General features: G+C 63.9%; 20 protein-coding genes and 1 tRNA gene. 9 read left to right on the top strand and 12 right to left on the bottom strand.

Features of this window, described 5'->3' with window-relative positions; all coding sequences use genetic code 11:
* Positions 1-166: 166 nt before the first annotated feature.
* A complete protein-coding gene (locus tag SJY18_RS13400) occupies positions 167-1,081 on the bottom strand; it encodes a M23 family metallopeptidase (RefSeq protein ID WP_396667918.1) in 915 nt (304 codons plus the stop codon).
* A 216-nt stretch (positions 1,082-1,297) separates the two neighbouring features.
* The gene (locus SJY18_RS13395) at positions 1,298-1,993 is read right to left on the bottom strand and encodes a metal-dependent transcriptional regulator (RefSeq protein WP_337337538.1); all 696 of its coding nucleotides are present in this window, start codon (positions 1,991-1,993) and stop codon (positions 1,298-1,300) included.
* Between the two features lie 135 nt (positions 1,994-2,128).
* Between SJY18_RS13395 and serC the strand changes: the two genes are divergently transcribed.
* Positions 2,129-3,241, top strand: a complete 1,113-nt coding sequence (gene serC / locus SJY18_RS13390; RefSeq protein ID WP_396667917.1) for a phosphoserine transaminase — start codon at positions 2,129-2,131, stop codon at positions 3,239-3,241.
* A gap of 21 nt (positions 3,242-3,262) precedes the next feature.
* On the opposite strand, the gene SJY18_RS13385 is transcribed toward serC, so the two are convergent.
* Together SJY18_RS13385 and SJY18_RS13380 are read right to left on the bottom strand one after the other, a co-directional pair.
* A complete protein-coding gene (locus SJY18_RS13385) occupies positions 3,263-4,069 on the bottom strand; it encodes a DUF3027 domain-containing protein (protein WP_396667916.1) in 807 nt (268 codons plus the stop codon).
* Entirely contained in the window at positions 4,053-4,436 is a 384-nt protein-coding gene (locus SJY18_RS13380; protein WP_396667915.1) for a cold-shock protein, read from the bottom strand. Before SJY18_RS13380 ends, SJY18_RS13385 begins: the two co-directional genes overlap by 17 nt.
* 110 nt (positions 4,437-4,546) lie before the next feature.
* Here SJY18_RS13380 and SJY18_RS13375 point away from each other — a divergent pair, with 110 nt between their 5' ends.
* The 6 genes from SJY18_RS13375 (at position 4,547) to SJY18_RS13350 (ending at position 11,252) form a co-directional block, all read left to right on the top strand.
* Complete coding sequence (locus tag SJY18_RS13375; protein WP_337337534.1) at positions 4,547-4,813, top strand: multidrug ABC transporter ATPase; 267 nt, start codon at positions 4,547-4,549, stop codon at positions 4,811-4,813.
* On the top strand, positions 4,814-6,538 hold the full coding sequence (locus tag SJY18_RS13370; protein ID WP_396667914.1) for a helicase-associated domain-containing protein: 1,725 nt from the start codon (positions 4,814-4,816) through the stop codon (positions 6,536-6,538).
* A gap of 61 nt (positions 6,539-6,599) precedes the next feature.
* Positions 6,600-8,243, top strand: a complete 1,644-nt coding sequence (locus SJY18_RS13365; protein WP_337337532.1) for a DNA repair helicase XPB — start codon at positions 6,600-6,602, stop codon at positions 8,241-8,243.
* Positions 8,244-8,318: 75 nt separating this feature from the next.
* On the top strand, positions 8,319-9,011 hold the full coding sequence (locus SJY18_RS13360) for a response regulator transcription factor (RefSeq protein ID WP_337337531.1): 693 nt from the start codon (positions 8,319-8,321) through the stop codon (positions 9,009-9,011).
* Positions 9,012-9,040: 29 nt separating this feature from the next.
* Positions 9,041-10,825, top strand: coding sequence for a sensor histidine kinase (locus SJY18_RS13355; RefSeq protein WP_396667913.1), 1,785 nt, complete (start codon positions 9,041-9,043; stop codon positions 10,823-10,825).
* Between the two features lie 139 nt (positions 10,826-10,964).
* On the top strand, positions 10,965-11,252 hold the full coding sequence (locus SJY18_RS13350) for a WXG100 family type VII secretion target (RefSeq protein ID WP_396667912.1): 288 nt from the start codon (positions 10,965-10,967) through the stop codon (positions 11,250-11,252).
* 92 nt (positions 11,253-11,344) lie between these two features.
* On the opposite strand, the gene groL is transcribed toward SJY18_RS13350, so the two are convergent.
* The 5 genes from groL to SJY18_RS13325 form a co-directional block, all read right to left on the bottom strand.
* A complete protein-coding gene (gene groL, locus SJY18_RS13345; protein ID WP_337337528.1) occupies positions 11,345-12,964 on the bottom strand; it encodes a chaperonin GroEL in 1,620 nt (539 codons plus the stop codon).
* Between the two features lie 173 nt (positions 12,965-13,137).
* Entirely contained in the window at positions 13,138-13,338 is a 201-nt protein-coding gene (locus SJY18_RS13340; RefSeq protein ID WP_337337527.1) for a cold-shock protein, read from the bottom strand.
* A 163-nt stretch (positions 13,339-13,501) separates the two neighbouring features.
* On the bottom strand, positions 13,502-14,071 hold the full coding sequence (locus SJY18_RS13335; RefSeq protein ID WP_396667911.1) for a LytR C-terminal domain-containing protein: 570 nt from the start codon (positions 14,069-14,071) through the stop codon (positions 13,502-13,504).
* Between the two features lie 9 nt (positions 14,072-14,080).
* Complete coding sequence (locus SJY18_RS13330) at positions 14,081-14,311, bottom strand: DUF3263 domain-containing protein (protein ID WP_396667910.1); 231 nt, start codon at positions 14,309-14,311, stop codon at positions 14,081-14,083.
* Positions 14,312-14,320: 9 nt separating this feature from the next.
* Positions 14,321-15,313: a DUF2332 family protein gene (locus SJY18_RS13325; protein WP_396667909.1), complete on the bottom strand. Its 993-nt coding sequence runs from the start codon at positions 15,311-15,313 to the stop codon at positions 14,321-14,323.
* Between the two features lie 87 nt (positions 15,314-15,400).
* Between SJY18_RS13325 and msrB the strand changes: the two genes are divergently transcribed.
* Both msrB and SJY18_RS13315 read left to right on the top strand, forming a co-directional pair.
* Complete coding sequence (gene msrB, locus SJY18_RS13320) at positions 15,401-15,805, top strand: peptide-methionine (R)-S-oxide reductase MsrB (protein ID WP_337337523.1); 405 nt, start codon at positions 15,401-15,403, stop codon at positions 15,803-15,805.
* The gene (locus SJY18_RS13315) at positions 15,805-16,398 is read left to right on the top strand and encodes a nitroreductase family protein (RefSeq protein ID WP_396667908.1); all 594 of its coding nucleotides are present in this window, start codon (positions 15,805-15,807) and stop codon (positions 16,396-16,398) included. Before msrB ends, SJY18_RS13315 begins: the two co-directional genes overlap by 1 nt.
* A gap of 4 nt (positions 16,399-16,402) precedes the next feature.
* On the opposite strand, the gene SJY18_RS13310 is transcribed toward SJY18_RS13315, so the two are convergent.
* The 3 genes from SJY18_RS13310 to SJY18_RS13300 all read right to left on the bottom strand — a co-directional run bounded on the left by SJY18_RS13310 (position 16,403) and on the right by SJY18_RS13300 (position 18,432).
* The gene (locus SJY18_RS13310; protein ID WP_396667907.1) at positions 16,403-17,353 is read right to left on the bottom strand and encodes a DMT family transporter; all 951 of its coding nucleotides are present in this window, start codon (positions 17,351-17,353) and stop codon (positions 16,403-16,405) included.
* Between the two features lie 2 nt (positions 17,354-17,355).
* A tRNA-Thr gene (locus tag SJY18_RS13305) sits at positions 17,356-17,428 on the bottom strand.
* A 41-nt stretch (positions 17,429-17,469) separates the two neighbouring features.
* On the bottom strand, positions 17,470-18,432 hold the full coding sequence (locus tag SJY18_RS13300; protein ID WP_396667906.1) for a DsbA family protein: 963 nt from the start codon (positions 18,430-18,432) through the stop codon (positions 17,470-17,472).
* Between the last annotated feature and the right edge of the window lie 43 nt (positions 18,433-18,475).

The following is an 18,475-nucleotide window of genomic DNA, read 5'->3' as shown; positions in this document are numbered from 1 at the left end:
CATCCATGGTTCGGATGCGTGGTGTCGTGCTCATCGGCTTCCCTTCGCGTGTATTGAGCGTCGGGTTCAGGGTAACCCACGTGTGCGAACAGCAGGCGAATGCGACCCTAAGGAATGCGAAAGGCGTGTCGCAGCAGATGCTGTGACACGCCTTTCGAGAAAAGAACTAGCTGGCGTTTGCCTGCAGCCACGCCCACGGGTCGACAACCGAACCACCGATGTGCACCTCGAAGTGCAGGTGGTTCGCGGTCGAGCTTCCGGTGCTTCCCACGAGGCCGATGAGCTGACCGGCAGAGACGGTTTGACCTGACGAGACCTGACGGCTGCCATACGTCATGTGACCGTAAAGGGTCGACACGGTCTGGCCGTTGATCACGTGGTCGATGGTGACGGCAACGCCGTAGCCACCGAAGCTTTCTTGCGAAACACGCACGACGCCATCAGCGGCGGCGTAGAGCGGCTCACCCGCATTGGCCAGCAGGTCAACGCCCTGGTGGTAGCCGGAGTCCCACAGGCCGCGGCCCTGGGTGAAGTTGATGATGGGCCAGCGCACTTCGCCGCTGCCCGGCGACACCATCGTGACGTCGACAGCAGGCGTCTCGGTCGAAACGCTGGTCGTTGTTGCCGCTACACGGGCACGTGCGGCTGCAGCGGCCTCGGCTGCGGCCTTGGCTGCGGCGGCTTCTTCTTCAGCCTTCTTCTCGGCGATCTCTTCTTCAGTGGTCGCTGAGTAGCTGTCGCGAGCCAGGTCGTTGCCAGAGACATCAGAGGCGACGACGAGCGACTGCGCGTCTTCGACAGCCATCTGCTGCACGGTGACGGCCTCTGCATCGGGGCGCACAGCGGCAAAGGCGGGCAGCGCGACCGTCGCGACGAGGCCACCGACCATCGACAGAACGACGAGACTGCGAAGCGGCTTCGCGATGCGTCCGCTCGCGGCAGCGGCGGGACGAGTGCGTGGTTTAGCGGGGATTACTGCCTGCGAGCGCACAGCAATACTGCGACGGGAGCGCGTGCTTCGTCGGGTCAGCGATGCATCCTGCTCTTGCTCGCCCGCGGGCGATTCGTTCTGGTCAGCCAAATTATCCTCCGGCGCCTCTACGCCGGAGCGCTGACTCGTCGGCAATCCGTGTCGGGGCACGATCTGCGGTTGCACCGTACGAACGACGAGCCAGGGAGGCAATTCGTGCGGGGTCCTATGGCGGGCTTCTCACCTGGTGGACTCTAAGAGGCTACCCGAAGGTAACGAATATGTCACGCTCAGCTGATTTCTCGCGTCGCGTTCCCAGCAATTGTGCTATTCAGCGACCAAAAAGACGTGTGAGGCAAGCTCGATCGGAAGCTCAAGACCCTCGGCGTTGCCGTCCATCTCGACCAGCACATAGCCCTCGTTGTAGCGGAAGCTGCCGTGCGCCCCGGGCATCACGCCGGCCGATTTGAGCTGCTGCAGAAGCTCGGGATCGACCTGGGCTGGTTCGGCGAGACGACGCACGGTACCGGTGATCGGGCCGCCCACCGCGTTCATCTGGCGCACCAGACCCACAACGCCCTGCTCAAAGGTGGCCGAGGGCACATCGCCCAGCTGGTCGAGGCCGGGAATCGGGTTGCCGTAGGGCGATTCGGTCGGGTGGCCCAGCAGCTCGACGAGACGGCGCTCGACCTGCTCGCTCATCACGTGCTCCCAGCGGCACGCCTCGTCGTGCACGTAGGCCCAGTCCAAGCCGATGACGTCAGAGAGCAGCCGCTCGGCCAGCCGGTGCTTGCGCATCACATCAACGGCTTTCTGACGGCCCGCGTCAGTGAGCTGCAGACTGCGGTCATCTGAGACGACGACGAGCCCGTCACGTTCCATGCGACCAACGGTCTGCGAAACAGTGGGGCCCGAGTGACCGAGGCGTTCTGAGATGCGTGCGCGCAGCGGGGTGATGTTCTCTTCTTCAAGCTCGAGAATCGTGCGCAAGTACATCTCGGTGGTGTCGATGAGATCTGTCATGTTGCGGGGTCCTCGCCTGTCGAAAGGGGCACCCCCAGACTATCGAATCCCACTGACATGGGATTGCCTGCCACTTAGGCGTCACACTCGCCACACGAACAGCAACGGCACTCCCCTCTTGCCTAGACTTAGCCCATGCCCCAGGTTGAGTTGCCCCGTGAACTGCTGCCCACCGATGGACGATTCGGTTGCGGCCCTTCGAAAGTGCGCGCCGCGCAGCTCGAAGCGCTCGCGATCCGCGGCGCGACGCTGTTCGGCACCTCGCATCGCCAGGCGCCCATCAAGAACCTCGTCGGCTCGACGCGCGAAGGCCTTGCCGAGCTGTTTCGAATTCCCGAGGGTTACGAGATCATCCTCGGCAATGGTGGTTCGACGGCGTTCTGGGATGCTGCTGCCTTCGGCCTGATCAACTCCCGCGCGCAGAACCTCGTTTCGGGAGAGTTCGGTGCAAAGTTCGCCGCGGCAGCCGGCGCCCCGTGGCTCGAGGCGCCCGATGTGCGCAAAGCCGAGCCCGGCAGCCGCGCTTCGGCCGAGGTCGTCGCGGGCGTAGACGTATACGCATGGCCGCACAACGAAACCTCCACCGGCGTCGCTTCTCCGGTCACCCGCGTGAACGGCGATGAGGGCGCGCTGACCGTCATCGACGCCACGAGCGCCGCCGGCGGCATCGACTTCGACGTCACCGAAGCTGACGTCTACTACTTCGCCCCGCAGAAGAACCTGGGCTCAGACGGTGGCCTCTGGTACGCAGCCGTGTCGCCCGCCGCCCTTGAGCGCATCGAGCAGATCGCTGCATCAGGTCGATACATTCCCGAGTTCTTGAGCCTCAAGAATGCGGTCGACAACTCGCGCCTCAACCAGACGCTGAACACCCCTGCCGTGTCAACGCTCTTCCTGCTCGATGAGCAGGTGCGCTGGATTCTCGACAACGGCGGCCTCTCGTGGGCCGCTGCGCGCACCGCAAAGTCGTCACAGGCGCTCTACACCTGGGCGGAGCAGTCGAGCGTCGCAACGCCGTTCGTGGCGAACGAGGCTGATCGCTCACCCGTCGTGGTCACGATTGATTTCGATGAGTCAGTGGATGCTGCGGCGATCGCCAAGACGCTGCGCGCCAACGGCATCGTCGACACCGAGCCCTACCGCAAGCTCGGACGCAACCAGCTGCGCGTCGCCACCTTCGTGTCGATCGAGCCAGAAGACGTGCGCAAGCTGATCAGCAGCATCGACTACATCATCGAGCGCTTCTAGCCGGCGCGAACGGCAGTCGCCTCAGTCTTCGTCAGAAGCTGAGGCGACTTCTTCGTTGTCGTCTGACGCTGAGTCGTCTTCGGAGTCGGACTCGGACTCGTCTTCGTCTTCGTCGGACTCGTCTTCGTCTGCGTCTTCGTCGGACTCGGAGTCGTCGTCCGAATCGTCGTCATCAGACTCATCGTCTTCGTCGTCGGAGTCGTCGTCTTCGTCGTCATCAGACTCGGAGTCGTCTTCGTCCGAGTCGTCTTCGTCCGACTCGTCGTCATCAGACTCGTCGTCGGAGTCTTCGCCTTCAGGGTCGACGGCGTCTTCGTCGAGTTCGTCGATATCGACACCGTCAAGATCGCCCGCGTGAAGAATCGGCGAACCGTCGTTGTCGAAGTCGGCAGCATCCAAATCGTCGAGGTCGTCATCGAGGTCCGAATCTTCGGACTCGTCGAGGCCATCGCCCGTGGGGGCTTCTTCGGCGAGCGCTTCTTGAGCGGCGTGGTATTCCGCCAGACGCACCGCCCACGGCACCCACTCGGGCGCCACCAGGGCGCCGTCGCTCGGCAGAAGTTCCACCTCGAGCACGGTCGGCTCGGCGCCTTCGACGCGCGCGAGACTGACCGTCCACAACCAGCCCGGGTACCCGGGCATGCGGTTGCGGAAGCGCAGGGAAACAACACCGTCTGCTTCGACGCGGTAGTCGGCGGGCTCGCCGATAGTAGACGCCGCGGTGATCTCGCTGAGTGCAGCGATCGCGAGATCGTGAGCGGTCAGCAGCGCCTGATCAGGTTCGATGGGCTCTGCTGGCGTGGGCTCAGACTCAGGCGTCAAGTTCATCCGCGACCTTGCGCAGCACTGCTACGACGGTTTTGGCGTGGCTGCCGCTGGGGTAGCGGCCGTGGCGCAGGTCGCCGCCGATCTTGTCGAGCAGCTTCACCAGGTCTTCAACGATGACCGCCATGTCGTCAGCGGGCTTGCGTGATCGCTTCGACATGCTCACCGGAGCCTCGATCAGGCGAACCGAAAGTGCCTGCAAACCCCGCTTGCCATCGGCGACGCCGAACTCAAGTCGTGTGCCGGGCTTAGGCGCCGCGGCACCTGCGGGAAGGGCGGTGGCGTGCAGGAAGACGTCCTGGCCATCATCGGTGGCGATGAAGCCGAACCCCTTCTCCTCGTCGTAGAACCTAACCTTGCCGGTGGGCATGGAAACCTCGCTGTAGCTGTTGCCCACGAGTAGCGGGCATGACGGATTGCGGGATCAACGGATCCCCCTACAAGACTAAGGCACGCACGGCGCGCGGTAGGCTATTGCGGATGAGCGAGCGCACCCCTGAGAACGATGTTCCGATCCGAAAGGTGGATCGGATCCTGGCATTCATGTCGCTGGGACTCATCGTGCTGTCGATCCTGTCGTTTCTCGCGGTGATCATCGGGAGTTCCGCGGGCGCGAACATGTCGACGCCGCTGTGGAATGCCGTCGGCATCGTCGTGATCGTCGCGCCCATCATTGCGTTCGTGCTGTTGCTGACGGTGCTCATCTCGAGCTTCGTGCGGAGGGCTCGGGCGAACCGAGGCGACTAGATGGTTTCTGACGAGCGAGGTCTCGCGACGTGGCTAGCCGCCCGCGACGACGCTCAGCTCGCCCAGACACTCGCCGCCCGCGAAGTTGCCGCGCACGCCTCGTGGGACAACTTCTTCGACGCCGCAGAGGCGTTGCTCGATGCCGCGGCGGTTGATCGTGCGCTGACGAGCCTGCACCGAAACGCGCTGTCTCACCTTGCCCATGGCGATGACCCCGACTCAACGCCGCATCTTGAGCTGCTCGCGCTCGTCGATGCCACCGGCACCCCATACGCCGCAGTGACCGCCCGTGTAGAAGCACTGGCCGCGACGCAGCCCGACGCGTTTCGCCACATCACGCCGGCGAATTCGTTCACTCCCGCCGACGCACAGCAGACGGCCGCGACAGCCGAGTGCGCCTTCGAGGCGACAGGCTCGCTGGCTGACGTGCTGCTGGCATGCCTGCACTCCCCCATCACTCGCACGGGTGCGGGCAGCGTCAGCGCTGCCGACCGAAAGCGACTGCTCGATTCCGGAGCAATCCGCTCACAGGAAGACCTCGACGACATTCTGATCGCCGCCGCGGCCGGTGGGCTCGCCCACGCTCACGATCGCGTGTGGACGGTGACGACCCGCGGCGAAGAGTGGCTTGAAGCCACCACCATCAGTCGCTGGTCTGACATTGCCGTGGGCATTCGCGCATCTCTGCCCGCGGGCATGCGCACCGCGGGCGGCGGGTTCGCCGACTTCGCAGACTGGCCGGCGCTGCATCCGCTCGATAGTGATTGGCCCGCGCGCGCCGCACGGTACCGGCGTATCGCTGAGCGGTGGGGATTTGTGGATGCCTCTGGCGCCGTTCCCACATGGACGACCGCACTGCGCGAAGGCCGGCCGCTCGACCCCGATGAGTTGGCACAGCACCTGGTGGCTGAGATCGACCAGGTGTATCTGCAGGCAGATCTCACCGCGATCGCGCCAGGCCCGCTGCATCCTGCCCTTGATCTTCGACTGCGCACGATCGCCGAACGCGAATCGCGTGCTCAGGCCTCGACCTACCGCTTCACGGTCGACTCGCTCGGTGCCGGAATGACCGAAGGCGAGACGGCGGCATCGATTCGGCAGTTTCTGACGCAGCTGTCGCTCACCGGCATTCCGCAGCCTCTCGACTATCTGATTGAGAGCACGGCTGGTCGTCACGGACTGGTGCGCGTGCGCGACGATCACGCGAGCGAGCGCACCAGGATCGAAAGCACCGACCGCGCAATACTCGAGACGATCGCCGTCGATCAGGCGCTGCGCCCCCTGGGCCTGCTGCCAGACGCTGACGCACTCAGCTCGCGGGTCGCCCGCGATGCGGTGTATTGGTCACTGGCCGACGCGCGCTACCCCGTTGTCGCCGTGAACAGCGAGGGAAACCCCGAACCCGTGCGCCGACGCTCGGTGGGTGCTCCCGCTGAACCCGCAACCGCACCCCTTGACGTCTATGCCCGCCTCATCGAAACGCTTCGCAACGGCCACGGCACCGAGGGCGAAGCCGGATGGCTGGAACGAGAACTCGAACAGGCCGTGCGACTGCGCGGCGAAATCGAGGTGACGGTGCGCATGCCCGACGGATCGGAGCGCACACTCACCCTCGAAGCAACAGGTCTCGGCGGTGGCCGGCTGCGTGGCCGCGATCGCGCCGCAGACATCGAGCGCACCCTGCCGGTTTCGAGCATCGCCAACGTCGTTCCGCTGACTCGTTGACAACCTCGACAGTCGGCCTCGGCGACCGGCATGCGACTCAGTACCGGTAGACTGAACCGTTATGGCTGATGGCCCCCTGATCGTTCAAAGCGACCGCACTGTTCTGCTCGAAGTCGCGCATGCCGACGCTGAAAGCGCCCGCCACGAGCTGGCGATCTTCGCTGAGCTCGAACGCGCCCCCGAGCACATCCACACCTACCGTGTCACCCGTTTGGGACTGTGGAATGCGCGTGCCGCAGGCCACGACGCCGAAGACATGATGGCCACACTTGAGAAGTGGTCGAAGTTTCCGGTGCCGCCCTCGGTGTCGATTGACATCCGCGAAACCGTGGGGCGCTACGGCCGCCTCGTCATCGAGCGAAACGATGATGGCGAGCTCGTGCTGAAGTCCACCGACTCTGCTGTGCTGGCAGAAGTGTCGCGCAACAAGCGCATCGGGCCGCTGCTGATCGGTCACCCCACCCCCGACACCTACATCGTCGACGCGTGGGCGCGCGGGCAGATCAAACAGGAACTACTCAAGATCGGCTGGCCCGCAGAAGACCTCGCCGGCTACACCCCCGGCACGCCCCACCCGATCGAACTCGACGAAGACGGCTGGACGCTGCGCCCCTACCAGCGCCACGCGGTCGACATCTTCGCCGAGGGTGGCTCTGGAGTCGTCGTGCTCCCCTGCGGTGCCGGCAAGACGCTCGTCGGCGCGGCGGCGATGGCCGAGACCAAGACCACCACTTTGATCCTCGTCACCAACACCGTCAGCGCGCGCCAGTGGCGCGATGAGCTGATCAAGCGCACGTCGCTCACCGCCGAGGAGATCGGCGAGTACTCGGGTCAGTCCAAAGAGGTGAAGCCGGTCACGATCGCGACCTACCAGATCCTCACCGCCAAGCGAAAAGGTCAGTACGCGCACCTCGCACTGCTCGATGCGCTCGATTGGGGACTCATCGTCTACGACGAAGTGCACCTGCTGCCCGCCCCCGTCTTCAAGCTCACCGCTGATCTGCAGGCACGGCGTCGCCTGGGACTCACCGCCACGCTCGTGCGCGAAGACGGCCGCGAAGGCGACGTGTTCAGCCTGATCGGTCCCAAGCGCTTCGACGCGCCGTGGAAAGAGATCGAAGCGCAGGGCTTCATCTCGCCCGCCGTCTGCTACGAGGTGCGCGTCGACCTGCCCGCAGATGACCGGCTGGAATACGCTGCCGCTGCCGACGACGAGCGCTACCGACTGGCGGCTACCGCTCCCGCAAAAATCGATGTCGTGAAGAACCTCGTCGAGCGTCACAAAGATGAGCGCATTCTGGTGATCGGCCAGTATCTCGACCAGATCGAGGTTCTTGCCGAGGCGCTCAACGCCCCGAAGATCACCGGCGCCACTCCCATCGACGAACGCGAAGAGCTGTATCAGGCCTTCCGCGTCGGCGAGATCTCGCTGCTGGTCGTCTCGAAGGTCGCGAACTTCTCAATCGACCTGCCAGAAGCATCCGTGGCGATTCAAGTCTCGGGCTCTTTCGGCTCGCGTCAAGAAGAGGCTCAGCGGCTCGGCCGCCTGCTGCGACCCAAGCAGACGAGCAAGACCGCAAGCTTCTACACGCTCATCGCACGCGACACGGTCGATCAGGATTTCGCTCAGAATCGCCAGCGTTTCTTGGCCGAGCAGGGGTACGCCTACACGATTCTGGATGCCGATCGGGTGGATGCTGCCTAGCAGCATCCATCAACTTCTCAAGGCTTTCCGCACGATATCCAGGCGCTCCATCAATAACATCGCCATAATGAAGGCATGACTGCACCGCGAATCCTCGTAGTTGATGACGAGCCGAACATCCGCGACCTGCTCATGACGAGCCTCAAGTTCGCGGGCTATCAGGTGAGGGTCGTCGCGAATGGCGCCCAGACCATCTCGGCTGTCTTGGAGGAAGAGCCCGACCTCATCGTGCTCGACGTCATGCTGCCCGACATGAATGGCTTCAGTGTCACCAAGCGCCTTCGCGGTGCGGGATACACCGCGCCGATCCTGTTTCTGACGGCAAAGGACGAAGTCGAAGACAAGATCGCCGGCCTCAACGCGGGCGGTGACGACTATGTGACCAAGCCGTTCAGCCTCGACGAGATCGTGGCACGCATTCAGGCGATTCTGCGCCGCACCATGCAGGCCGACGAAGAGTCGATCATTCGCGCCGGCGAGCTCACCATGGATCAAGACACCCACGACGTGCGTGTCGGCGAGGTGTCAATCGACCTCAGCCCCACCGAGTTCAAGCTGCTGCGCTACCTGATGCTCAACCCGAACCGCGTGCTGTCGAAGGCTCAGATTCTTGACCACGTGTGGGAGTACGACTTCAACGGCGACGCAGGAATCGTCGAAAGCTACATCTCTTACCTGCGCCGCAAGATCGATCCGCACTCGTCTGAAGCCCTCATTCAGACCAAGCGTGGCTTCGGCTACATGCTGAAAGCGGGCAAACCCGCCTGATCTGGCGGATTGGTTGAGCGGTGTCCGCTGTGAGCAATAAACCCGATGCGGTCACCCACTGGTGGCGTGGCATCAGCCTGCGCGCGAAGGTCACCGGCGTCACCGTCATGCTGCTGGCTGTGGGGCTGTTTGCCGCCGGCATCGGCACCATGGCGTTTCTTCGCACCACCCTGATCGCAAGCGTCGACACGCAGGTGGCCGCGCTCGCGCGCACCGACGTGGGCACACCGCTCATGAACTTCGACGTCGACGCGAACGGCAACTTTCAGGCGTCTAAGAAGACTCAGGCACCCGCCACCGACTACTTCGTCGCCGTCTATGAGCCCGACGACGGGCTGCTCGAAGCGACCGCCGGCGGCCGCGGGGCGCCGCCGCCCGATTTTCCGGACACCTATCCGCTCGACAGGGCGATCTCGAACGAGCTTCGCATCGTCAGCCTGCTCTCAGAAGATGGTGAGGCCGAGTACCGCGCGACCGTGACGCTGCAGCCCTACGGCAACGGCTCGCTGTACTACACGCAGATGGTGGCGGTGCCTCTCGCAACCGTGAACCGCACGATCGCATCGTTCTTGGGCATTTACAGCGTGCTCGCGCTCATGATAATCATCGGCGGCGCTCTGCTCACTCGATTCTTGGTGACCCTCACGTTCCGCAGCCTCGGCGAAGTCGAATCCACCGCCGAGGCCATTGCCGCCGGTGACTTCAGCCAGCGAATGACGCACGTCGAATCGACCACCACAGAAGTCGGGCGCCTCAAGACCGCGATCAACGCCATGTTGGGAAGAGTGGATGCTGCGATTTCGCAGCGCGACTCGACGGTGCAGCAGATGCGCCGCTTCATCGGCGATGCGAGCCATGAGCTGCGCACCCCTCTGGTCACCGTGCGCGGCTACGCCGAGCTCTACCGCATGGGCGCGGTGCACGGCGAAGAAGAGGTCGCCAAGTCGATGGACCGCATTGAGAAAGAAGCGGTGCGCATGGGGCTGCTCGTCGAAGACCTGCTCGCGCTTGCCCGTCTCGACGAGCGACGAGATGTCGTGATCGCGCCCGTTGACCTGCGCCCGATCGCACGTGACGCTGCCCTCGATGTGCGCGCCGCATCGCCGCAGCGCCCGGTGACGGTGGTCGACACCACGCTTGAGACCGCTGCCATTGCCGAGGTGCACACCACAACCGACCCCACCCCCACACGTTCGACTCGCACCGGCACGAGCCGCTCGTCGAAGAACGCGGGCGGTTCATCGGCGCGCGGAGCATCGTTCTCGCTGCTCAGGCGCAAGCCGAAGCCGGTTGCGGCGGTGCCCGCGGCTAGCGAGAACGATTCGCACGCGCCTTCTGCCGCTATGACCGAGCCGATCGTCACCGCGTCTGCGTCCCGTCTCGAGCCCATTGTTGAGGGTGATGAGAACCGCATTCGCCAGGTGGTGACGAACCTGCTGGGCAACGCGCGTCGATTCTCAGCCACAGACTCGCCCATCGAGCTGCGCGTCGGCGTCAACCCCCTTGCCCGCACCGGCTGGGTTGAGATCATCGACCACGGTGACGGCATTCCCGACCAGATCAAAGACAAGATCTTCCAGCGCTTCTGGCGCGCTGACACCTCGCGCGCTCGCGAGACCGGTGGCACGGGGCTCGGACTGTCGATTGTCTCGTCGATCGTGGATGCCCTTCACGGCACGGTGGGTGTCTCTGACACGGAGGGCGGCGGCGCGACCTTCCGCGTGGAGTTCCCCCTGGTGCAAAAGCGTGATGTCGCTGAGCACCTGCTGCTTGAAACGCAGCCCATCGAACGACCCTCAACCACGAATGACTGAGCACTCCTCCACACGCAACGCCTGGGAGCGCCTGTGCACACTCGCTCCCCCGCTGAGGCCGCATGTGCCCGCGTCGCCATAGCTTGGTTTGCACGCAGGCCAGGCGCTCCCGCCGGCCGAAAGGTTCAGAGGAGGACCCATGGCCGTATTCTCCGTCGACAGCGACGCTGTTCTTGCCGCCACCGCCGCCGTGCGAGGCACCGTCGACCGGCTGAGCGCCGAGTCAAACGCGATGCACGCCCAACTCACCCAGTTGCAGTCCACGTGGACAGGTTCCGCTTCGGTGGCATTTCATGGTGTCGTCGAACAGTGGCGGGCCACTCAGCGGCAGGTAGAAGAATCGCTCGCGAGCATCAACGCGTCGCTCGCCGCCGCGGGCAGGCAATACGCCGACGCTGAGATGGCAACCACCAGTCTGTTTCGTTGATCTGAGTCGGTGGGGCACCCGATCATCCGCCGATTCACAGAGAAAGGCCCCCGACACCTTTGCAGGTGTCGGGGGCCTTTCTCGTAGTTGACTTAGAAGTCCATGCCACCCGTGGGGTCGCCTGCCGGAGCAGCAACCTTCTCGGGCTTGTCGGCGACAACGGCCTCGGTGGTGAGGAAGAGACCGGCGATCGATGCTGCGTTCTGCAGCGCCGAGCGCGTTACCTTCACCGGGTCGTTGATGCCAGCAGCGAGCATGTCGACGTATTCGCCGGTCGCAGCGTTCAGGCCGTGACCCGAAGGCAGGTTGCGAACCTTCTCAGCGACGACACCGGGCTCAAGGCCTGCGTTCAGCGCGATCTGCTTGAGCGGAGCGTCGATAGCGACCCGCACGATGTTCGCGCCGGTTGCCTCGTCACCCTCGAGCTGAAGGCCCTCGAATGCGGTCTTGCCAGCCTGGATGAGTGCAACGCCACCACCGGCGATGATGCCCTCTTCGACGGCTGCCTTCGCGTTGCGCACAGCATCTTCGATGCGGTGCTTGCGCTCCTTGAGCTCGACCTCGGTTGCGGCACCAGCCTTGATGACTGCAACGCCACCAGCCAGCTTCGCGAGGCGCTCCTGGAGCTTCTCGCGGTCGTAGTCGCTGTCGGTGTTGTCGATCTCACGACGGATCTGTGTAACGCGGCCTTCGATCTGCTCCGCGTCACCCGAACCTTCGATGATGGTCGTCTCGTCCTTGGTGATGATGACCTTGCGGGCACGACCAAGCAGGTCGAGGGTGGCGTTCTCAAGCTTGAGTCCGACCTCCTCGGTGATGACCTGTCCACCGGTGAGGATGGCGATGTCCTGCAGCTGCGCCTTGCGACGGTCGCCGAAGCCAGGAGCCTTGACGGCAACCGACTTGAAGATGCCGCGGATCTTGTTGAGCACGAGAGTAGCGAGTGCTTCGCCCTCGACGTCCTCAGCGATGATCAAGAGTTCCTTGCCATCCTGGATGACCTTGTCGACGATCGGAAGAAGATCCTTGATGTTCGAGATCTTCTGGTTCGCGATCAGGATGTAGGGGTCTTCGAAGACCGCTTCCTGACGCTCCGGGTCGGTAACGAAGTACGGGTTCAGGTAGCCCTTGTCGAAGCGCATGCCCTCGGTGAGCTCGAGCTCGGTGCCGAAGGTGTTGGACTCCTCAACGGTGACCACGCCTTCCTTGCCGACCTTGTCGATCGCCTCGGCGATCAGGGCGCCGATCTCAGCGTCGCCGGCCGAGATGGACGCGGTGGCAGCGATCTCCTCCTTGGTCTCAACCTCCTTGGCGTCGGCGAGAAGCTGAGCGGTGATGGCCTGAACGGCCTTCTCGATGCCCTTCTTGAGCGAGATCGGGTCTGCGCCGGCTGCGACGTTGCGCAGACCTTCGCGAACGAGCGCCTGCGCCAGAACGGTAGCGGTGGTGGTGCCGTCGCCAGCGACGTCGTCAGTCTTCTTGGCGACCTCCTTGACGAGCTCGGCACCAATCTTCTCGAACGGGTCGTCCAGTTCGATCTCCTTGGCGATGGACACGCCATCGTTGGTGATCGTGGGGGCGCCCCACTTCTTTTCAAGCACGACGTTGCGACCGCGCGGGCCGAGCGTCACCTTGACGGCGTCGGCCAGAATGTTGAGGCCGCGCTCGAGGCCACGGCGGGCCTCCTCGTCGAAAGCGATGATCTTTGCCATGTGTGTGTCGTCCCTCCCGGACGTTGGGCTTGCATTATTGGCACTCTACGAATGCGAGTGCTAAGCCATTCTGGCACTCGACCCCATCGAGTGCAAGCCACGCACGCGGTGTGGTGACACACAGAAACGCCGATACCTTTCGGTACCGGCGTTTCTCAAGTCATTGCCGCTCGTCAGATGACGCGAACCGTCTCAGCTTGGGGGCCCTTCTGGCCAGAACCGACGGTGAATTCCACGGCTTGGCCCTCTTCGAGCACGCGGAAGCCGCTCATATCGATATTCGAGTAGTGAACGAAAACGTCCTGCCCGTCGGAGACGGTGATGAACCCGAATCCTTTTTCAGCGTTGAACCATTTGACGGTGCCCTGAGCCATGCGATCTCCTGTGTGTGGTGCGACAAGAATCATCGTATGGAGCGTTGCGCAGCGACGAACGCCAGATCGGCATCTGTTGACACGCGCGCACCAAAGTATTTACGCGGGCGAAACACATCAGCATTTGCTGGCGAAACGCGTCGCCACCCTTCGAGTGCGCCGACTAGGGCGTGGGCGTTGCGGTACCGGCTGAGGCGCGGTCCACACCGATCACGATCGTGAGTTGCTGCTCGTCTGCTGTCGCGGGTTGATATACGTCGGTCTGCGCGACCTCGGCACCACCGATGACATTCGCCAGACCCAAAGCCGCCGCTTCGTCTTCGTCGTTCAGGTAGTAGACCGTCGTCTCAGCGAAGTCTTCTGAACCTGCTTCACTCGCGGTGACCATCTCATCGGCCCAACCCGCGGCAACGACGACATCTTTCAACTGGGTCGCAAGCCCGCTCTCGGGCGTGGCGTTCAAGATCACCACATCGAATGACGTATCGACGACCGCTTCCACATCGGGTGTGGGTTCAACGGTCGCTGCCGGCTCGGGGGCGCCCAGCTCGATCCGGCCGGAGGCAATCAGTGTGGCGAAGATGCCGACGGTGATCAGCACGATGGTGGCAAGCGCCGCCCACAGCAGAACGACCCACCCGCGCATATGCGGGTTCTCGGCGCGGTGCGCACCAATACGCCCTGACTCAGGGAGGTCGTCGAAGCGATCCTTCGGCACAGACGTTTTCGGCACCAGAGAATGTTACCTGCCCACGTTATGAAGCCGAGTATCGCGCTGTCTGCGCAGTCGCTTCACCAGCATCGGGTCGAATTCCTGCGCGGGCACCGTATCGATGAGTCGTCCGAGCAACTGATAGTAGCGAGCGGGCGAGAGGGCAAGCTCCGCTCGAATCGCCTCTTCTTTCGCTCCGACATGGCGACGCCACTCTCGCTCGAATTCGAGAATGGCGCGTTCACGGTCGGTCAGGGGCACCCGATAACGCTAACGCGCAGCATCCACCTCGACTGCCCGCCACTCCACGTAGCCGCCAAGGGGATCAACATTTGCCATCGCTTCGCCATTGAGCGAGAGAACGAACCGGTCCCAAGACTCGTCCAAGGTGGCACCGGCGAGCTGCGCGAGAAGTCGGGGCGGGTCGATGCTGATCCATTCAGCATCCATCGAACGAATCGTCTCGACAAGCCGCTCGCGGTCTGCGTGGGCAATATGCGGCAGCACTCCGGGCGTCGTCACCACGAGCGTGGCATCTCGCGGCGCCGAGGCTGCGGCCGCCCGCAGCACGGCAGCGTCTGTCGCATCGCCCGCGTCGATTACGAGTGCCTCTCGTGCTGCGATATCGAGCGCGCCTGAAATCCTCTCGGATCGACCGATCTCTCCCGGCCAGACGAGCGCTGAGAGAAAGCGGCGGTCATCGGCGCACGAGGCGTCGAGCGGCTGCAGATCGATGCCGCGGCGCCAGACGATCTCTGGCATTCGCAGCGCGGGCCGGCCAACCAGCTCGCAGTCGAGCAACACCGTTGAAGCGGCCGCGCGAGGATCAAGCTGTGTGCCGTCGCCGTAGCGATAGGAATAGCGGTCAGGCACTAGACACAGCCCGGCGCTCGCACCGATCTCAAGCAGCGCGATGGGCCCGGCAATAAGGCTCAGCGCGGGCATCAACGCCGCACAGCGCAACGGCTCATTGGTCTGCAGACTGCGCTGAGAGGCCTCGGCGACAACCGCTTCGGCGTGCTCTCGCAACCACCGTGACCACTCGGTGAAGGTTGTCTCTGGTGCACCGAGCATGCGGCAAACGGCGAATACCAACGGTGGCTGACGGCGTGTGGGCGGCAGGCGTGCAATGGTGCGAGCAGCCGCACCACCTGCCGCGACCCCCATCGCCCACTCTTCATACAGCGCCGAGCGGCCGGGGGCCTCATCGCGGGCGAAGCGGCCGTACCGCGCCATGACGACTTGTTCCGCAGACTCATGCACTCCCCCATTCTCGTGGCGAATGCACAGCACTCACGGAACATACGCGCACACCGTGCGGTTGAATGGACGAAGACCCAAGGAGGACTCATGAACTACGCCGTCAACAAGACCGACGCCGAGTGGCGCGCCGAACTCACCGACGAGCAGTACGCGGTGCTGCGCAAAGCGGGGACAGAGCGCGCGTGGACGGGCGAGCTTCTCGACGAAAGCCGCTCTGGTTTCTACACTTGCGCCGCATGCGATGCTGAGCTGTTCAAGAGTGGCACCAAGTTCGACTCCCACTGCGGGTGGCCGAGCTTCTACGAATCTGTGCGCCCCGAGGCCGTCGAACTGCTCGAAGACAACGCCCACGGCATGCAGCGCACCGAAGTGCGTTGCGCGAACTGCGGCTCACACCTCGGGCACGTGTTTCCCGACGGATTCGGCACCCCGACGGGTGACCGCTATTGCATGAACTCGCTGTCGCTAAACTTCACCCCGGAAGCCTCTTAGTGAGCGAGCCCGAGCGGGTGGCCCCGGCGCTCGAAGCGGTTCGCGCTCGTCGCTCGTGGTCGAAAGTCACCGAACAAGCGCCCGCCCGCGCCGAGCTCGAGATCCTGGTGAGCGCAGCGGGCCGCGTCGCGGACCACTCCTCGATGCGACCGTGGCGACTGATCGAGCTGCGCGGCGCCGACCGCGATCGGCTCGGCAAAGCCATCAACAAAGCCGAGGGACGCAAAGGGGCCTCAACCAAGCCGTTGCGAGCGCCTCTGCTGATCGCTGTCGTGGCCACCTACCGCAAAAGCGACAAGGTTCCGCGGTGGGAGCAAGAGGCCGTGGCGTCGGGCGTCGCCCACATGCTGAGCCTGTTGCTCGACGAAGCTGGCTGGGGCGTACTGTGGCGCACCGGTCATTACACCCGCTCGAAGGCCGTTGCCAAGTTGCACGGGCTCGAGGCGAACGAAGAACTTCTCGGCTGGCTATACGTCGGCGGCAAGCCACCGCGCGCTCGCATCGGACGTCGCAAGCCGATTGAAGCCCGCAAGCATCTCTCGCGTCTGCCGAAACCGAAGTCGAAGACGAAGCCCAAGCCCAAGAAGTCGTGAGGCTTCAGGGTCGTCGCAGCCGCCACGGCGCAGCTGCGACGACTACCGACAGCAGCGCTATCGCGACGATCACTATCTGAGTGAGCAATGGCGGGCTGGACGCTGTCGGCCAGATGGCGTCGAGGATGACCGCGGTGACAAGCAGCCCGACCACCGAGCCGAGCCCGAGCAGCAGCACACCCGTGTGCTGCACCAGCGCCGCAGACAAGAAGATGTAGACGACGCCGAGGGCGCCCCCGGCGTAGATCCATGCTTCAGCAGGAAGCGCCTCGGGCATGCCGACGATCGCGACGTCGATCACTGCCGCGACGGCAAGAAACGTTGTGCCGCCGGCAAAGTTGACCAGTGTCGCCGTCAGCGGGGTGCCCACCTGCTGACGCAGGCGGCCGTTGGTGGCTTGCTGCCATGCAATGCCCGCACCGGCAAAGAACGGCAGAATCAGCATCCACACTGGAATGCCCTGCACGGTGTCGCCGACGAACACCGACCCGACGGCGACCAGAGCGATTGCCGCTCCGATCACGCGCGGCATTGTCACCGCGACAACCCCGCCAGGTCCGTAGCCGGTGCGGTCCAAGACGAGACCGTTCACGGTTTGACCGGCCACCATTCCCACGGTGAACAGGCCTACCCCGATGATGCCCACCGACAGGCCCTGGGTGGCCACGGCGAATGCTCCCGCGGCGCCGCCCAGCAGCATCCACCAGGGGATCGTCGCTGCGCGCACTCCGTCAACCAGATGGCGCACTCCCCCGCGCCCGGCGGGGAACAGTGCGCTCAGCACGATCAGAATGACAAACCCCGAGCCGAAGGAAATGAACGCGGCGACAAAGCCGTCGTCTAAGGCGACACCGAGTTGCCCGTTCACTCGCGCTTGCATCGCGGTGAGAGCACCCACACTGATTGCACCGCAAATCGCCACCCAAGTGGGCAAGATCCGCGGATTCTTCCTCATTGAGCCGACTACGGGACTTGAACCCGTAACCCCCATATTACAAGTATGGTGCGCTACCAATTGCGCCAAGTCGGCAGAAAGACCATCTTACCGATTCGCGGGGATGGTCCTGCGCATTACGAGCTCGGTGTCGGCGTTGGAGTCGGAGTCGGCGCCTCTTCGTAGTAGGTGTCACTCGCGATCGTCAGCACGAATTGCGCGAACTCTTTAGGGTCGGTGAGCTCTCCCATGTAAGGCTCGCCGTTGACAAGCACCATGGGCGTTCCGGTGAGCGCGAGACCGTCAGTATCGGGAATCTCTTGAAGGGCACGCTCGGTGGCGTCCTTCGCCCAGGCGGAATAGTCCTGGTCTTCGATGCAGGCGCGCACAACTTTGGGGTTCTCTGCGCCGGTTGCGATCGCGAGCGCTGCAAGGTCGCCGTCGACCATTCCGTCGGAATCCATCTCAGGCTGCTGGGCGAGCAGGGCGTTCGTAAACGCAAAGAACGAATCGGGAGCATAGGTGCCCACGCACGCGGCTGCGCCAGCCGCACGCTGAGAGTACTTGGTGCCGTTCGACTTCGACGTCAGCATGGCGACCGGGTAGTACGTCACGGTCGCGGCTTCTTCAGTCACCCAGTTCGAGAGTTGCTGAACGTTCGCAAGCTGAAAGTCGCGAGCCCCCGATGCGAGGTAGTCGACGTACACCCGCACCTCGATCGCCGGCAGATCCACGGCGGTTTCGGATGCCTCTGGCGTAGCCGTCGCTTCAGCATCGTCGGTTTCAGCGTCGTCGGGCTCAGCGTCGTCAGCCACACCGTCGTCGGCAGAGGCGAGGCCAATGCCTTGCACGCCGGTAACGGCAAAGCCGTCGTTCGTCGCGTTGGCGGGCTTGAGCGTCGGCTTGGATGCTTCAGAAGACACCGTCATCGTGATCGCCATCGCACCCGCCACCACGACAGCGATCGCGGCGACCGCAATCGACGACGCGCGAATCAAGCGCGAGCGGGACTGGCGCGCACGAACCTGCTGCGCCTTTTCGCGCACCGCGTCGCGGCGTTCGCTCGGTGCGGAAGCGTTCGGTGTCTCGTCGCTCGACATGGAACCTCTCGGTGCTGACGTGGCAGAAAATGGCGTGGACTCC

Source organism: Microbacterium sp. R86528 (assembly GCF_044596335.1).
Classification (GTDB): domain Bacteria; phylum Actinomycetota; class Actinomycetes; order Actinomycetales; family Microbacteriaceae; genus Microbacterium; species Microbacterium marmarense.
Note: the sequence above shows the minus strand (reverse complement) of the source record. Positions and strands in the feature narration are given on the sequence as shown.

Excerpts from the sequence above, each read along its gene's own strand:
- SJY18_RS13370 (WP_396667914.1), top strand. The coding sequence starts at position 4,814 with ATGGTTTCTGACGAGCGAGGTCTCGCGACGTGGCTAGCCGCCCGCGAC.
- SJY18_RS13340 (WP_337337527.1), bottom strand. The coding sequence starts at position 13,338 with ATGGCTCAGGGCACCGTCAAATGGTTCAACGCTGAAAAAGGATTCGGG.
- SJY18_RS13375 (WP_337337534.1), top strand. The coding sequence starts at position 4,547 with ATGAGCGAGCGCACCCCTGAGAACGATGTTCCGATCCGAAAGGTGGAT.
- groL (WP_337337528.1), bottom strand. The coding sequence starts at position 12,964 with ATGGCAAAGATCATCGCTTTCGACGAGGAGGCCCGCCGTGGCCTCGAG.
- SJY18_RS13395 (WP_337337538.1), bottom strand. The coding sequence starts at position 1,993 with ATGACAGATCTCATCGACACCACCGAGATGTACTTGCGCACGATTCTC.
- SJY18_RS13300 (WP_396667906.1), bottom strand. The coding sequence starts at position 18,432 with ATGTCGAGCGACGAGACACCGAACGCTTCCGCACCGAGCGAACGCCGC.
- SJY18_RS13310 (WP_396667907.1), bottom strand. The coding sequence starts at position 17,353 with ATGAGGAAGAATCCGCGGATCTTGCCCACTTGGGTGGCGATTTGCGGT.
- SJY18_RS13350 (WP_396667912.1), top strand. The coding sequence starts at position 10,965 with ATGGCCGTATTCTCCGTCGACAGCGACGCTGTTCTTGCCGCCACCGCC.
- SJY18_RS13365 (WP_337337532.1), top strand. The coding sequence starts at position 6,600 with ATGGCTGATGGCCCCCTGATCGTTCAAAGCGACCGCACTGTTCTGCTC.
- SJY18_RS13380 (WP_396667915.1), bottom strand. The coding sequence starts at position 4,436 with ATGCCCACCGGCAAGGTTAGGTTCTACGACGAGGAGAAGGGGTTCGGC.
- SJY18_RS13385 (WP_396667916.1), bottom strand. The coding sequence starts at position 4,069 with ATGAACTTGACGCCTGAGTCTGAGCCCACGCCAGCAGAGCCCATCGAA.
- SJY18_RS13360 (WP_337337531.1), top strand. The coding sequence starts at position 8,319 with ATGACTGCACCGCGAATCCTCGTAGTTGATGACGAGCCGAACATCCGC.
- msrB (WP_337337523.1), top strand. The coding sequence starts at position 15,401 with ATGAACTACGCCGTCAACAAGACCGACGCCGAGTGGCGCGCCGAACTC.
- serC (WP_396667917.1), top strand. The coding sequence starts at position 2,129 with ATGCCCCAGGTTGAGTTGCCCCGTGAACTGCTGCCCACCGATGGACGA.